At 66.2% G+C, this 14,883-nt stretch carries 14 protein-coding genes; 9 read left to right on the forward strand and 5 right to left on the reverse strand.

The genetic code is table 11. The annotated features are described in order from the left end of the window. Positions 1-29: 29 nt before the first annotated feature. Positions 30-641, forward strand: a complete 612-nt coding sequence (locus tag GK109_RS12185; protein WP_157240725.1) for an NADPH-dependent FMN reductase — start codon at positions 30-32, stop codon at positions 639-641. Between the two features lie 71 nt (positions 642-712). On the opposite strand, the gene GK109_RS12190 is transcribed toward GK109_RS12185, so the two are convergent. Beyond that, a complete protein-coding gene (locus tag GK109_RS12190; RefSeq protein ID WP_157240727.1) occupies positions 713-1,189 on the reverse strand; it encodes a sensor histidine kinase in 477 nt (158 codons plus the stop codon). A 214-nt stretch (positions 1,190-1,403) separates the two neighbouring features. Between GK109_RS12190 and GK109_RS12195 the strand changes: the two genes are divergently transcribed. Next, the gene (locus GK109_RS12195) at positions 1,404-2,159 is read left to right on the forward strand and encodes a ZIP family metal transporter (RefSeq protein ID WP_157240729.1); all 756 of its coding nucleotides are present in this window, start codon (positions 1,404-1,406) and stop codon (positions 2,157-2,159) included. Between the two features lie 46 nt (positions 2,160-2,205). Here the strand turns inward: GK109_RS12195 and GK109_RS12200 are convergent, their stop codons facing one another. Both GK109_RS12200 and GK109_RS12205 read right to left on the reverse strand, forming a co-directional pair. Continuing rightward, on the reverse strand, positions 2,206-2,925 hold the full coding sequence (locus GK109_RS12200; RefSeq protein ID WP_231754852.1) for an ABC transporter ATP-binding protein: 720 nt from the start codon (positions 2,923-2,925) through the stop codon (positions 2,206-2,208). Positions 2,926-2,937: 12 nt separating this feature from the next. Further along, positions 2,938-4,044, reverse strand: a complete 1,107-nt coding sequence (locus GK109_RS12205; RefSeq protein WP_370460565.1) for an FtsX-like permease family protein — start codon at positions 4,042-4,044, stop codon at positions 2,938-2,940. 183 nt (positions 4,045-4,227) lie between these two features. Here GK109_RS12205 and GK109_RS12210 point away from each other — a divergent pair, with 183 nt between their 5' ends. The 6 genes from GK109_RS12210 (at position 4,228) to GK109_RS12235 (ending at position 10,765) form a co-directional block, all read left to right on the forward strand. After that, complete coding sequence (locus tag GK109_RS12210) at positions 4,228-5,571, forward strand: sensor histidine kinase (protein WP_157240731.1); 1,344 nt, start codon at positions 4,228-4,230, stop codon at positions 5,569-5,571. After that, positions 5,564-6,223 (forward strand): response regulator transcription factor, encoded by a 660-nt coding sequence (locus GK109_RS12215; protein WP_157240733.1) that lies wholly within the window; start codon positions 5,564-5,566, stop codon positions 6,221-6,223. The genes GK109_RS12210 and GK109_RS12215 overlap by 8 nt, the downstream gene beginning before the upstream one ends. A gap of 160 nt (positions 6,224-6,383) precedes the next feature. Continuing rightward, positions 6,384-7,202 (forward strand): pyruvate, water dikinase regulatory protein, encoded by an 819-nt coding sequence (locus tag GK109_RS12220; protein ID WP_157240735.1) that lies wholly within the window; start codon positions 6,384-6,386, stop codon positions 7,200-7,202. 149 nt (positions 7,203-7,351) lie between these two features. Continuing rightward, the gene (gene ppsA, locus GK109_RS12225) at positions 7,352-9,745 is read left to right on the forward strand and encodes a phosphoenolpyruvate synthase (protein ID WP_157240737.1); all 2,394 of its coding nucleotides are present in this window, start codon (positions 7,352-7,354) and stop codon (positions 9,743-9,745) included. A gap of 95 nt (positions 9,746-9,840) precedes the next feature. Then, a complete protein-coding gene (locus GK109_RS12230; protein ID WP_157240739.1) occupies positions 9,841-10,290 on the forward strand; it encodes an SRPBCC family protein in 450 nt (149 codons plus the stop codon). A 10-nt stretch (positions 10,291-10,300) separates the two neighbouring features. Beyond that, complete coding sequence (locus GK109_RS12235) at positions 10,301-10,765, forward strand: pyridoxamine 5'-phosphate oxidase family protein (protein WP_157240741.1); 465 nt, start codon at positions 10,301-10,303, stop codon at positions 10,763-10,765. A gap of 214 nt (positions 10,766-10,979) precedes the next feature. On the opposite strand, the gene GK109_RS12240 is transcribed toward GK109_RS12235, so the two are convergent. Together GK109_RS12240 and GK109_RS12245 are read right to left on the reverse strand one after the other, a co-directional pair. Further along, positions 10,980-12,236: an SLC13 family permease gene (locus GK109_RS12240; RefSeq protein ID WP_231755048.1), complete on the reverse strand. Its 1,257-nt coding sequence runs from the start codon at positions 12,234-12,236 to the stop codon at positions 10,980-10,982. A 403-nt stretch (positions 12,237-12,639) separates the two neighbouring features. Then, a complete protein-coding gene (locus GK109_RS12245) occupies positions 12,640-13,683 on the reverse strand; it encodes a LacI family DNA-binding transcriptional regulator (RefSeq protein WP_157240745.1) in 1,044 nt (347 codons plus the stop codon). A 165-nt stretch (positions 13,684-13,848) separates the two neighbouring features. On the opposite strand from GK109_RS12245, the gene GK109_RS12250 reads away from it, so the two are divergent. After that, on the forward strand, positions 13,849-14,784 hold the full coding sequence (locus GK109_RS12250) for a dihydrodipicolinate synthase family protein (protein WP_157240747.1): 936 nt from the start codon (positions 13,849-13,851) through the stop codon (positions 14,782-14,784). Positions 14,785-14,883: the final 99 nt, after the last annotated feature.

Genomic DNA, 14,883 nt, shown 5'->3' on the forward strand with positions numbered 1-14,883 from the left:
GCGCTGACCGGCCCTTGGAAGGAACACTCATGGCACCGTTCAAAATCGGATACTTCGTGGGGAGCCTCGCCACCGGCTCCATCAACCGGGTCCTCTCCCAGGCTTTGATCAAACTGGCTCCGGAGGAGCTGGAGTTCACCGAGATTCCCATCAGGGACCTACCCCTGTACAGCTATGACTACGACGCCGACTTTCCGCCCGAAGGCCGCGCCCTCAAGGAGGCCATCGAAGCCTCGGACGGAATCCTTTTTGTGTCCCCCGAATACAACCGTTCCATCCCCGGGGCCCTCAAGAACGCCATCGACTGGGGATCCCGGCCCTGGGGGACCAACTCATTCGCCCGCAAGCCCACCGGCATCATTGGAGCGTCCGTGGGCAGCATCGGCACTGCGGTGATGCAGTCCTCGTTCCGCAGCGTCCTCAGCTTCCTGGACGCCCCGCAGCTGAACGCCCCGGAAGCCTACATCCACTACAGCGCTGCCGTGTTCGGTGAGGGCGGCGAGGTCAAGGACGAGGGGACCGCCAAGTTCCTGCGCCACTACATGGAGGAGTACAGCGCCTTCGTTGCCCGCGTCCTGGCCGCGAACGCGCCCGGCCACATCGGCGACCTTGAACTGGATGAGGAGAAGCTCACCAGGTAGGCGGCCCCGAGCCAGTGACGCGCCAATGATTACGGATGCCCGCTGTCCCAGTACGGCGGGCATCCGAGTCTTTAATCGAGCGGCAGCGTCACCGTGACGCTGGTGCCGTGCCCCGGACTGGAGCGGATATCCAACGAGCCGCCCGCTTCGTGCACGGCCACCGCCATGAGCCGCAGTCCGTAGCCGTGGTGCCGCCCGCAGGTGGCGAGCTCGCTGTCAAAGCCCGTGCCGTCGTCGGACACCACCAGGCGGATCCCGTGGTCCACGGCGGCGAGCTGGACGGTCAGGCGGGACGCGTCCGAGTATTTATAGGCGTTGCTCAGGGCCTCGCGGGCCGACTGGTAGAGGAGGGACGCGCAGTCCGCCGGAATCTCGATGCCCCAGTGCGGAGTATCCCAGCGGACCGCGGTCCCGTGCTGGCGGAGGGGGCCGGTGAGCCGGTCAATGCAGCCGGCAAGCCCCAGTGTGCGGAAGTCCACCGGATGCTGATCCGTGAGGACGCCTCCTACGGCAATGACGTCGCCGTCAAAAGCTGTTTGGTCTCCCATGGCTTCCTGCTCTCCCCACAAGCTGGTTGATGCTATGGCTCCAGCGTGGACCCCAAACGTCAACGGCCAGCAAGGTTTAACTCAAGATCCCATCAATTCTTGGTGCCGCGCCCGGTTCCACTACTCTGGCTGTCTCAGCGAGCACGGCTTCCGGACCCGGAACCGGCTTCACTGGGTCGGATGGCTCCCGCGGGGGGAGCGGGAAGTGGTGCACATGCCGCTGTGGTTGCAGGCTTTGTTATGGGGCACGGCCGCCGGAGGGGCGCTGGTCCTGGGGGCGGCGTTGTCCTGGCGCTGGAACCTGCCGCCCAAGCTGGTCTCCTCCGTCATGTCCTTCGGGGCAGGCGTGCTCATCTCGGCCCTGGCCTTCGAACTGGTGGACGAGGCCGTGCAGGGCGGCGGGCTGTGGCCCACGGTGGCCGGCTTCCTGGCAGGCTCCGTGGTGTATGTCGCGGCCAACATGACGCTGTCCCGGGCCGGGGCCAAACACCGGAAACGCTCCGGGAACCAGCAGCCGTCCGAGGCGGAAAATCCCGGCAGCGGCACTGCCATTGCCTTCGGTGCCCTCCTGGACGGCGTCCCGGAATCCGTGGTCCTGGGCGTGGGCATGCTGGCAGGCGGAGCCGTCAGCCCGGCCATGATGGCCGCCGTCTTCATCTCCAACGTCCCCGAGGGCCTCTCCGGAAGTGCCGGCATGAAGAAGGCCGGCCGCAGTGCCCGCTATGTCTTCGGACTGTGGGGCGGCATCGCCGTACTGTGCGGGGTGGCCTCGCTTATTGGCTACGTCGCGCTGGAAAACGCTCCCGGCGCAGTGGTGGCGTTCATTACCGCGGTGGCCGCCGGCGGCATCCTGGCCATGCTGGCGGACACCATGATCCCGGAGGCCTTCGAGGAGCATCACAACCTCACCGGATTAACAGCCTCCCTGGGGTTCCTCGCCGCCTTCACGATCCACCACCTCGGAGAATAGGGCGACGGCGGGACGCGGCTGCCGGGGTGCGCGCCCCTGCATGTTCTCAGGCGCCCGTCAGGACCGGGGCCGTGAGGACGCCGTCCCGCATGGTGGCCACAACGTCGGTCAGCGGCACGAATTCGGTGTCGTGGGTGACCATCACCGTGGCCACGTTGAATTCCGAGGTGACCTCGCGCAGGAGCCGGATGATCGATGTGCTGCGTTCGTGGTCCAGGGCTGCCGTCGGCTCGTCCACCAGCAGGACTTTCGGGTTCCCCATCAGTGCCCGGGCGATGTTCACCCGCTGGCGCTGGCCGCCGGAAAGCTGGTGCGGCAGTTTGCCGGCGCTCGCGGACAGTCCGACGACGTCCAGGAGTTCGGCGGCTTTCCTGCCGGCCGCTTTGGCGGGCTTTCCCCGCAAATGGTCGCTGATGATGAGCTGTTCGGCGGCCGTCAGGGAGGGGAGCAGGTTGGGCTGCTGGAAGATGATGCCCACCTTGCCGCGCCGCAGGGCGGTAAGGTCCCTGTCCCTGAGCCCGGCGGTATCGGTGCCGTCGATGGTCACCTGTCCCCGGGTGGGCCGGACCAGGGTGGCGGCGGTGGCCAGCAGGCTTGATTTGCCGGACCCCGACGGCCCCACCAGGGAGACCAGCTGCCCCGCCTGTACGGTGAGGCTGACCCGGTCCAGGGCCGTTGTTGTTCCGCCCCCGTCCGGGTATTCGAGGGTGACGTCGGCCAGGCTCAGGGGAGCGGGCCCGGAGGCAGGAAACTGCATGGTGTTCATGGTTTGTCCTTTCTAGTTCCCGCCGAGGGCGAGCAGGGGATCGATGGTGGTGACGCGCCGCACCGCGAGGGCCGCGCCGGCGAGTCCCAGGGCAATAATTCCGACGACGGGCACCAGCGTGGTGGCTGCCGTGAGCAGGAACGGGGCAGCCTGGGCGGCAAGGAGCCCGGCGGCCACACCAAGGATCCCGCCGGCGCCCGCCCCCGCCACCAGGACAAGTGCGGCCTGGGTGATGGCGTCCCGAAGGATGTAGGAGCCGGGGGCGCCCATGGCCTTCAGGACGGCAATGTCCCGGGTCCGCTGGATGGTCCATACCGTCAGGAACGCCACGATCACCAGGGACGAGATGCCGTACAGGAAAGCCTGCATCAGGGTCAGGGAGCCGTTCTCGCTCTTGAACGAGCCCAGCGCCTGGAACGAGCCGGTCCGTGAGGCGCTCACTGTGTTGGCCGCGGCGTTGGCTGCGGCTTCATCGGGGGCGGCGCCGTCCGCATGGGTGACGGCGACGACGGTGGCCAGCTGCCCGCCGTCGGACACGTGTGCCAGCGCGGTCCACGCTGGAAGCGCCGTCCACACCACACTCGTGTGGGCGTACCACTGGTCCTCAACAACGGCGCTGACGGAAAGTTCCACGCCGCCGATGTCCAGCGCGTCGCCCTGCCCGAGGGACAGCGCCTCCGCCACCGAAGCGCCCACCACCGCAGTGCCGGCTGACACGTCGGACGGCGCCAGCCCGCTTCCGGGAGCGACACCAAAGACGGCCACATTGGCCGTGCCCGAGCCGGCGGCAGCACCCTGGGCGCGGGTTTGGGTGATGCCCAGCGGTTCGGCGGAGCCAACACCCGGCTGGTGCTTCCAGGTGTCCACCTGGGCGGCGGTGACTGAGCTGTCGGTGTAGGAGGCCGTGGGAACACTGGAACCGGGTGCGCCGAACACCACCGTGTCCACCGGCGAACCGGCAGCAGCACCCAGCTTGCCAATCGCGGAAGTGGACTGCTCGGCCAGCCCGGCAGTCAGGCCGGACAGCATGACCAGCAGCAGGGTGATCAGGGCCACCACGCCGCCCATCATGGCGAACCGGCCCTTGGCGAAACGGATGTCGCGGAGTGCGAGGAACACGTTGTTCTTCTCTCGGTAGGGAGTTGCAGGGAGGGATCTCTGGAAGGAGGTCCCAATCCACTGTCCCGCGCGGCGGCTCCCGGGCAATCGTGCAGCCAGTTGAGCCGCGGAGGAGGAATGGTGGAACCGGGCGTCAACCTTTTGATTGACGCGTCGCCGGCCAGCCCGGCATAAGCTGGTGAAATGCCCGCCGCGCCGCCACTGCCCCCTGTCAGCGCACCCGGGGAGGGTGTGCCGCGGGACCCGCTGAGCGCCGTCGAATCGGCGTCATCCGAAGCGATCCTGCGGGTGCTGAGGGTGGCGCTGCACACCGGGTTCGCAACCTTGCTGGTGGTGGGCGTGGTCCGGCTGCTTGCACCGGGATCCGCGGGATCCTTCCCGCTTCTGTGGGCCGGAGTTGCCCTTCTCCTGGCCGGCGTTTACCTCACCGGGACTGTCCTGGAACACCGCTTTGCCGCAGGCCGGACCACCTTCGACCCCCGGCGTCACGGCATCCAGTGGCTGGCCGCGGTGACGGCACTGTGGGCCCTCCTGCTGATGGGAAGCGCCGAGTTCGCCTGGCTGGCTTTCCCGCTGTTTTTCCTGCACGTCCACCTGCTGCCCCGGCCCGCCGCGCTGCTGACCATTGCGCTGATGACAGCGGCGGTCATTGCCTCCCAGTGGTCCGCCAGCGGTGAGCCGGTTCCGCACGTGGCAGCCGTCGTCGGGCCGCTGTTTGGCGCCGTCTTCGCCGTCATCACCGGCCTTGCCTACGTCGCCCTCTACCGTGAAGCCGAGAACCAGCGGCGGGCCGCGGACGAGCTGCGCCGGACCCGGCAGGAACTGGCAGCATCCCAGCACGAGGCCGGGGTGCTGGCGGAGCGGGAGCGGCTGGCCCGGGAGATCCATGACACGCTGGCGCAGGGCCTTTCCAGCATCGTCCTGCTTGCCCGCGCGGCGGAAAAGTCGCTGGCTGACGGGGACCGGGGCACTGCCGCATCCCGGGTGGCCCTCATGCAGCAGACGGCTGCCGACAACCTGGCCGAAGCGCGCAGCTTTGTCCGCGGCCTGTCCTCGCCGCAACTGCACGAAACAACACTGGTGGAGGCCCTGCGCCGGCTTTGCGAGAACACTGAATCGGGTGCCGCCGCCCGCGGGATGCCTCTCCGCTGCCGGCTGGAAGTGGACGGCGACCCCGTCGAACTGCCGCAGCCGTACCGGGTCACCCTGCTCCGTGCCGCCCAGGCCAGCCTCGCCAACGTCCGCGACCACGCCCGCGCCAGCACCGCCGTCGTCACCCTCACCTTCCTGGGCACTGAGGTGACCATGGACATTTACGACGACGGCATCGGCTTTGACCCGTCCCTTGCTGTCCGTGCAGCGCACGACGGCGGTGCGGACGGCAGCGGCTTCGGCCTGCGCTCGCTGCAGCAACGGGTTAATTCACTCCACGGGTCGCTGGAACTGGAGGCGGCGCCGGGGGAAGGGGCGGTGGTGGCCATCCGGCTGCCGCTCGATGACACCTCCGTGGGAGGCGCCGATGAGTAGCGTGCGGGTTCTGCTGGTCGATGACCATCCGGTGGTCCGGGCCGGCCTGAGGGCCATGCTCACAGAGTTTGAGGGCATCTCCGTCGCTGCGGAAGCGGCCGACGGCACGGCTGCGCTGAAGGAACTGGCGCGGCTCACGGTCCTGGGCGAAGGAGTGGACCTTGTCCTCATGGACCTGCAGATGGGGGCCGGCATGGACGGGGTAGCGGCCACCGCCGAAATCCGGAGGCTGGCGGTGCCGCCGCCCGTCCTGATCCTCACCACCTACGACACGGACGCGGACATCCTGGCCGCCGTGGAGGCAGGGGCCAGCGGTTACATGCTCAAGGACGCGCCGCCGGAACAGATCCGGCAGGCCGTGTTCGCGGCCGCAGCGGGGGAAACCGTCCTTGCACCGCGGGCGGCGGCCCTGCTCATGAAGCGGATCACCAACCCGGCCACCTCCCTCACCCCGCGAGAAGTCCAGCTGCTGGAGCTGTTGGCCACCGGGCTTTCCAACCGCGCTATTGCCAAACAGGTGTTCATTTCGGAGGCGACGGTCAAGACGCACCTGGTCCACATCTACGGGAAACTCGGCGTGGACAACCGGACGGCGGCCATCGCGGCTGCCACCCGGCGCCGGATCATCCGCCCGCCGGGGCAGGGCACGTAACCGCCCGCGGAGCCGAGGGGGGCCACCGCCCCCGTAAACTCGATGTCATCACCGCCCGGACCCGTTCCCCGCCGTCGCTGAACGAAAGGCATCCCATGACGTTCTACCGCCATGACCCGCGGCTCATACTTCCCGCCGCCGTGGAAGTCCGAAAAGCACCATGAGCAGCGGCGATCTCCGTCCCGTCTACTTCCTCTCGGACAGCACCGGCATCACTGCGGAAACGCTCGGCAATACCCTGCTGACGCAGTTTCCCGTGAACAATTTCGACCGTGTAACAATCCCGTTCATCACCAACGCGGGGCAGGCGCGTTCCGTCGTCGAGACCATCGACGGCCTCGCTGCCAAGGGCCTGCAGCCCATTGTCTTTTCCACGGCGGTCAACGGCGAAATACGGCAGATCCTTGGCACCTGCCAGGGCATCGTCGTGGACCTCATCGGGACCCATATTGGAGTCCTGGAACAGGGGCTCGGCACGCCGGCCAGCGGGGAACCGGGCAGGGCGCACGGGCTGGGGAACGCTGCCCGATACCAGTCAAGGATGGCCGCGGTGGAGTACGCCATGGAGCACGACGACGGCCAGAGCCTGCGCGCATTGGAGAAGGCACAGGTCATCCTGGTGGCCCCCTCCCGGTGCGGCAAGACCCCCACCACCATGTACCTGGCCCTGCAGCACGGGATCTTCGCCGCCAACTTTCCCTTGGTGGACGAGGACTTTGAGCGGGAAGGACTGCCGAAACCGCTGAGGCCCTTTGTTTCGAAGTGTTTCGGCCTGACCACGAATCCGCTGCGGCTCAGCCAGGTCCGCACCGAACGGCGGCGCGGCTCCCCCTACGCTTCCCTGCGCCAGTGCGGGTTCGAGCTGCGCAGCGCGGAGCGCCTGTACGAGTCCTACGGGATTCCGTACCTGAATTCGGCCAGCGTGTCCGTTGAGGAAATGGCGGCGACCATCCTCCAGAAGATGAACCTCAAGCATTAGGGAAAAGTTTCACAAGTCCAGTGTGGCGCACGTCATGTGGCAGGACTTTTGGAGACCTGACACTGTGGACAGGAACTGTGCGCACCTACGCGCGTCCGCCGTGCGCGGATGCGGGTAGGTGCGCGACCCTCTGCAAAGGAGCAGCAACTATGACAACAGACATCCTGTGGTTCTCCGAACTCGGGCTCAAGGACCTGGACCGGGTGGGCGGCAAGAATGCCTCCCTCGGCGAAATGGTGCAGAACCTGACCTCCGCCGGCGTACAGGTGCCGGACGGTTTCGCCACCACCGCTGACGCCTACCGCCGCTTCCTGGCAGACTCCGGCCTGGACCAGAAGATCGCCGACCGGCTGGTGGGCCTGGATACTGATGATGTGACGGCCTTGGCCGCAGCAGGCCAGGAGATCCGGTCCCTGGTGCGCGGGACGCCTTTCCTCCCGGACTTCGAAGAACAGATCCGGAACTCCTACCAGCAGCTGGTCGAGAAGCACGGCGGCTCCGCGGACCTCTCCTGGGCGGTGCGGTCCAGTGCGACCGCCGAAGATCTGCCCGACGCCTCCTTCGCCGGGCAGCAGGAAACCTTCCTGAACGTCCGCGGCATCGAGAACATCCTGCAGGCCATCAAGGACGTCTTCGCGTCCCTGTACAACGACCGGGCCATCGCCTACCGCGTCCACCACAAGTTCGAGCACGCCGACGTGGCACTTTCGGCCGGCGTCCAGCGGATGGTGCGCTCCGACGTCGGGTCCTCCGGTGTCATGTTCACCATGGACACCGAATCAGGCTTCCAGGACGCCGTTTTTGTCACCTCATCCTACGGCCTGGGCGAAGCCGTCGTCCAGGGTGCCGTGAACCCGGACGAGTTCTACGTGTACAAGCCGGCCCTGGCGGCGGGCCGCCCCGCCATCCTCAAGCGCGGCCTGGGCGAGAAAGCCCTCCAGATGACCTACACGAACAGCCAGGAAGTGGGCCGCACCATCGACTTCGTGCCGGTGGAGGCTTCCCTGCGCTCGCGCTTCAGCCTCAGCGACGACGACGTCGAGCAGCTCGCCCGGCACGCCGTCGCCATCGAGAAGCACTACGGCCGGCCCATGGACATTGAGTGGGGCAAGGACGGCATTGACGGCGGCCTGTACATCCTGCAGGCACGCCCGGAAACCGTGCAGTCCCGCCGTGCCCCCGGCAGCCAGACCCGCTTCCGCCTCAACGAAACCGGCCCGGTCCTGGCGGAAGGCCGTGCCATTGGCCAGCGCATCGGCGCCGGCAGCGTCCGCATCCTCACCGCACTCGACCAGATGGCGGCATTCCAGACGGGCGACGTCCTCGTCGCGGACATGACCGATCCCGACTGGGAACCGATCATGAAGCGCGCCTCCGCCATCGTCACAAACCGCGGCGGCCGGACCTGCCATGCCGCCATCATCGCCCGCGAGCTGGGGATCCCCGCGGTGGTGGGAACCGGCCACGCAACTGATGCGCTGTCCGACGGCGTCGAGGTCACTGTTTCCTGCGCCGACGGCGAGACCGGGGTCATCTACAAGGGGCTGCTGGACTTCACGGTCGAGGAAACCGGGATCACCCAACTGCCCGAGGCGCCGGTGAAAGTGATGATGAACGTGGGAACGCCGGAACAGGCGTTTACCTTTGCCCAGCTGCCCAACCACGGCGTGGGCCTTGCCCGCCTCGAGTTCATCATCAACCGCCAGATCGGCATCCACCCCAAAGCCTTGCTGAACCTTGAGGACCAGGCGCCGGACGTGGCTGATGAAATCCGGGAACGGATCGCCGCCTATGACAGCCCGCGCGACTACTACATCAAGCGCCTGGCCGAGGGTGTGGCCACCATCGCCGCCGCCTTCGCGCCTGAGCCGGTCATCGTGCGCATGTCCGATTTCAAGTCCAACGAGTATGCCAACCTCATCGGCGGGCCCGCCTACGAACCGCACGAAGAAAACCCGATGCTCGGTTTCCGCGGCGCCTCACGCTACCTCGATCCCTCGTTCCGGGACTGCTTCGACCTCGAGTGCGAGGCGCTGTCCTTCGTCCGCAACGAGATGGGCCTGACCAACGTCAAGCTCATGATCCCCTTCGTGCGGACCCTGGACGAGGCCCGCGGCGTTATCGACCTCCTCGCGGAGAACGGGCTGCGGCGCGGCGAAAATGGCCTCGAGGTCATCATGATGTGCGAACTGCCGTCCAACGCGCTGCTGGCGGACGAGTTCCTGGACTACTTCGACGGTTTCTCCATCGGCTCCAACGACATGACCCAGCTGACCTTGGGCCTTGACCGGGATTCGGCGGTGGTGGCCGGGGGCTTCGATGAGCGCGATCCTGCCGTGAAGAAGCTGTTGGCAATGGCAATTCGGGCTTGCAGGGAGCGCGGTAAGTACGTCGGTATCTGTGGCCAGGGCCCCAGCGACCACCCCGACCTGGCGGAGTGGCTGGTTGACCAGGGCATCGAATCCGTCTCCCTCAACCCGGACACCGTGGTGGACACCTGGATCAGGCTTGCTGAAAGCAGGCAGCTGGCCCCCCAGGGCTGAGGGACCTTCGGCACTTCCGCTCCTGCCAGGTTGAGTCAAAGCTGTTCGCAGGGCCCGTGCCGCGGGTCCTGCGGACGGCGGCCTTGGAGGGAACGATGAAGCCGATCATCGGAGAAATAGTGATCGCCGCCCCGATCGAGGCAGTCTTCGATTTCGTGGCGGACGAAACCAACGAGCCCCTCTACAACCCACGCATGGTGCAGGTGGAGAAGCTCACGCCCGGGCCCGTTGGGCTCGGGACCCGGTACGCCGCCGTCATGAAGGGGCGGCGCCGCACCCGCGTGACCATCGAGTGCACGGGGTTCAACCGTCCCCGTTCGCTGAAATCGCACAGCCGGACTTCCGGCCTGGACATCACCGGCGGACTGACTTTCGCCCCGCAAGGAAACCACTGCAGGCTCCGCTGGGTCTGGAGGCTGGAGCCGCACGGCCCGCTGCGGCTTCTCGGACCCCTGGTGAGGGCCGTGGGCAACCGCCGGGAACAGGCCACCTGGATGGCGCTGAAGGAATACCTGGAGCTGCGCCAGCCTGCCGGGCAAGTCTAGGATCATGGCCATGGGCATGACACAGCCGGGATCGAACACCGAGGTCCTCACTGAAGCGGAGTGCTGGAAGTACCTGCGCTCCTCGTACATCGGCAGGCTGGCGGTCATCAACGGGACCGCCCCCGAGATTTTTCCGGTGAACATCGTGGCGGCAGAGGAGGCACTCTATTTTCGGACTGCCCCTGGCACCAAGTTGCGCTCCTTGCTCGCAGGGGCCGCTGTGGCGCTGGAGACGGACGGGCTGAACGCGTACAGCACCGAGGTGTGGAGCGTGGTGGTCAAAGGCATTCCCGAGCCCGTGGAAGACGGCGTCTTGCCCCTGGAGCTTGCGGACCCGGACCGTGAACCTTGGGAACCAGGCCTCAAGGAGCACCTGGTTCGGATCAACCCCACCGAGGTCACCGGACGCAGGTTCGCTGTCCACACGCGGACGCGGTGGTGGCCGCCGCTGGATTTCTCGTCGGACTGGACGTAGGGCATCAGAGGCGGTTCGATCCAAGGGCACTCTCAGGTTCTGCTCAAGGTTCGATCAATATTCGCGGTGATCTGCCGAATTGGACTTTGGCGGAAGCTATCACCGGATAGATTGCTGTCTGTTTCCACGTTCCCCAACACGGAAGCAAGGGAGCCCCCGCGCTGGAGCTAGACTCGCGCGGGGGTTCCGCCATTCTGCGAGGCGCCCGGACCGCTCACACGATGCCCATCGGTACCAGCAAGGCCCAGGCCAGCAGCGGGCCGGCCAGCACTACCGCGCCGGCGTAGGCCATCAGTTGGCGGTATACGCGCTGCCGGTCATCCTCCCGTGCGTTGGCAACGATCAGCGCACCGTCCGTGGAGAAGGGGGACACATCAACCACTGTGGCGGCGATGGCCAGGGCGGCGACCGTGCCGGAGGCGCTCAGGGAACTGGTGGCCAGCAGCGGGCCCGCCAACGGGATGAACGCAGTCAGCAAAGCTGTTGAGGAGGCAAAGGCCGAGCCAACGCCGATGACATAACAAAGGACGAGGGCAATGACCAGCGGCGCGCCCAATGCCAGGGCATGCCCGGCGAGGGTATCAATCACTCCCACGTGCTGGAGCAGGGAGACATAGGTGATCATGCCCGCCACCAGCAGGACAGTGGACCACGAGATGCCGCCGATGAAGGTCTGGTGTTCCTTGATGTTGATCAGTGCCAGGAGGAGGCCGGCGGAAAGGGCAACAAAACCGATGGGCATGCGGAAGCCCAGCGTGCACACCAGCATCACCACGATCAAGGCCAGGGTGACGATCTGCTGGCCATGCGGGCGCCCGGAAGGTGACGTATCAACGTCCGCGTGCTGGCCACCCTTACTGTCGCGAAGCCTGCCTGTAAGGGCGAACAGCACGATGGTCAGGACTGACAGGATGAGGTTGACGGCAAAGCTCGCGGCGAAAAGCGAGCCTTGGGAAATGGGAAAGCCGTTTTCCGCTGCAATCCCGTGCACCAGGACGCCGGCCACGGACAACGGGGAAAAGCCCCCCGCATGGGCGCCATTGATGATGAAGGCGCCCATCAGCACGGGATGGATGCGGGATTCGTAGGCAAAGCCGATGGCGGCCGGGGCCAGCAGGGCGACGGCGGCGGGGGAAAAGGTTCCCAGTGCCGTCAGTGCAGCGGCCATGAGAAAGAACACCCAGGGAAGCAGCAGGGTCCTTCCCCTCACGAGGCGCACGCACGTCTGGACAATGATGTCGATCGTGCCGTTCCGCTGGGCCATGCTGAAGAAGTAGGTGACCCCAATGATGGTCAGGACGATGCTGGCGGGGAACTCCGCCAGGATCTCCCTATCTGTCATTCCAAGCATGAAGTAGCCGACGCCGAAGGACGCCACCAGCCCCATCACCCCGATGTTCAGCGGCCACTTCGTGGCGACGATAAACATCACCACGAGGATGGCGAGTGGGATGATCTGAACAGCTGTCATGGCAGGCTCCGGTTCCGTGGCGGCTGCCGGGCTGAAGATGGTGTTGCCCGGCGGGAGGGCGCCCAGGATTGTGGTTGCGGCCGCCACCAGCAGGATACGGCTGCGGCGGGCGGTGCCCGGGATAAGCCGTCCCGGGTGTCGGCTTTCACCGGGTCTGCGGTTGGCTGCGCAGCCTCATGGTGGCTGTCCTGATGTTGTTACCGGGCTCAGTTCCGCGGCCGTTGTAGGGTCGTGGCTACCCAGGGGAGGCGGGTATGGCTTTGGTTGCTGTGCCTGGTGATCTGGTAACGGCTGCTCCTGCGGCGGCCTGACGGGCGTGCGTCGGTGAAAGATCGCCGTTATTGCCTTGAGCGAATCTCCCGCGCTGAGGCGACAAGGTCCAGATGGCGCCGCTGATGGCGCCCTAGGAGACGTGGGGAACGGGTGGTGCGGAGTGTCGGGGTGGGCCGCTCGATTGGCGGGGTATGAGTGTTGGCATGGATTTCCGGATCCTGGGTTCTTTTCCGGGGTTCACGATGAGGTCTATCGCGTTGCCTGCGATCTGATCCAGGGGCACTCGCACGGAAGAGAGCGGGATTGAGAGGCGGGACGAGAGTGGTATGTCGTTGTAGCCGACCAGGGCAAGGTCGTCTCCCACGGTGATGCCCAGGCGGTGGGCGGCCGCGATGACCCCCATTGCCAGGTTGTCATTGGCAGCGAACACCGCAGTCGGGCGTTGCCCCGTATCGCTGGCCAGCAATGATTCCGCGGCGGCAACCCCGCTTTCGATGCCGTAACCAGCGGCCATCAGCCAATCTTCACGCGCCTTAAGGCCGGCTCCTTCCAAGGCTTTGCGCGCGCCGGCGAGGCGGCCAATCCCGGTGGAGGTGAATGATGGCCCGGTCACAACGGCTATGTCACGGTGCCCGAGATCAATGAGGTGCCTGACCGCCAGGTATCCGCCCACCTCATCGTCGCCGAGGGCCGAGGGGCTAACCCCATCGGTACGCAGCACCAGCGCATGCGCCACGCCCCGTTCACGCAGATGCCGGGGCAGGTCGTCGTCAAGTCTGGCCGTGGCAAGGATCAGCCCGTCGACATTGCGGTCAAGGAGTGTTTCGGCAGCCCTGCGTTCGTCGTCGGGATCATCGCCGCTGGTAGCAACCATGGCAAAGTACCCGCGGTCCGAGGCTGCCCGCTCGAGTTGCTCAAACATGAGGGCCATGACGGTATCACTGAGCCTCGGCACCAGCACTCCGAGGGTCCGGGTCTCACCCCTGCGCAGGTTGGACGCAAAAGAGTTGCGACGATAGCCAAGCTCCTCGGCTATTTTCCTGACGTGGGCTGCTGAAGCGGAACGCGACGTCATACGTTCATCCAGGGCGCGGCTAGCGGTGGAGATGCTCACGCCGCTGGCCGCAGCAACGTCCTTAAGTGTGACGATCGTGCCGGGGGCGGCCGGTTCCATGGCGGTTCTCCTCTTCAAAAGGGGCGTACCAGACACTCTATTCCTCCTTTTTGCAAACCTTCTCTTGACAGTGAGGTGGAACACGTTGCAATATTGAAAACGTTCCCGCAAACGTTCTCATCACAGCGGGACTGCCGACCATCAAAGAAGACAGAGGTAGCTCAAATGACCATCGATCTCCGTGGGCTGGTCCCCGCACCCGTAACCCCGTTCAACCGCGACGGCAGCGTCGACGTCGACGCGATCCACCGGCTCGGCGGCTGGCTGGCCAGCGTCGAGGGCGTCAAGGGCCTGGTGGTCCTGGGCCACGCGGGGGAAGGAACGTTCCTCACCCAGGACGAGCAGGCGCTCGTCATCCGTGAGTTCAAGAGCGCCGTGAATGGCGAAATCCCGATCATCGCCGGCATTACCGGTGAAGGTAACACCGTCGCTGCCCTGGAAGCCAAGCGTGCCGTTGAAGCCGGCGCCGAGGCCGGCCTCGTCTATCCGTCCCACGGATGGCTCCGCTTCGGCTACCAGAAGGGCGCCCCGCAGACCCGCTACAAGGAAATCTACGAAACCTCCGGCCTGCCACTGATCCTCTTCCAGTACCCGGACGCCACCAAGGCCACCTATGACCTGGAAACCCAGCTCGAGATCGCCGGCCAGGAAGGCGTGTTTGCCACCAAGAACGGCGTCCGCAACATGAAGCGCTGGGACACCGAGATCCCCGTCCTGCGCGCGAACTATCCAGACCTGCAGATCCTCACCTGCCATGATGAGTACCTGCTCCACACCATGTTCGACGTCGACGGGGCACTGGTCGGCTACGGCGGACTCGCCCCGGAGCCGCTGGTCGAACTCATCGCCGCTGGTAAGGCCAAGGACTATGCAGCAGCCCGCGCGATCCACGACCGCCTGCTGCCCGTGACTAAGAACGTCTACCACCGAGGCTCCCACATGGAAGGCACCGTCGCCCTCAAGGAAGGCCTCGTCGCCCGCGGCATCCTCGAGCACGCAACCGTCCGCCCGCCGCTGCTTCCCTTGGCCGAAGGCGCAGGCGACGAAATCGCACTGGCCCTCAAATCCGCGAACCTGGGCAGTGTCACCGCGAGCGTCTGATCCACTCGCCCCGGATCCTTCCGGGTGGCGGGCCTGCGGGCCCGCCACCCGTTCCAAGCCTCAAACTCTCCATCCCGGTCGATGACGACCCCCAGCAAC

Origin of the sequence: Pseudarthrobacter sp. GA104 (assembly GCF_009741265.1) — a bacterium.
Taxonomy (GTDB): domain Bacteria; phylum Actinomycetota; class Actinomycetes; order Actinomycetales; family Micrococcaceae; genus Arthrobacter.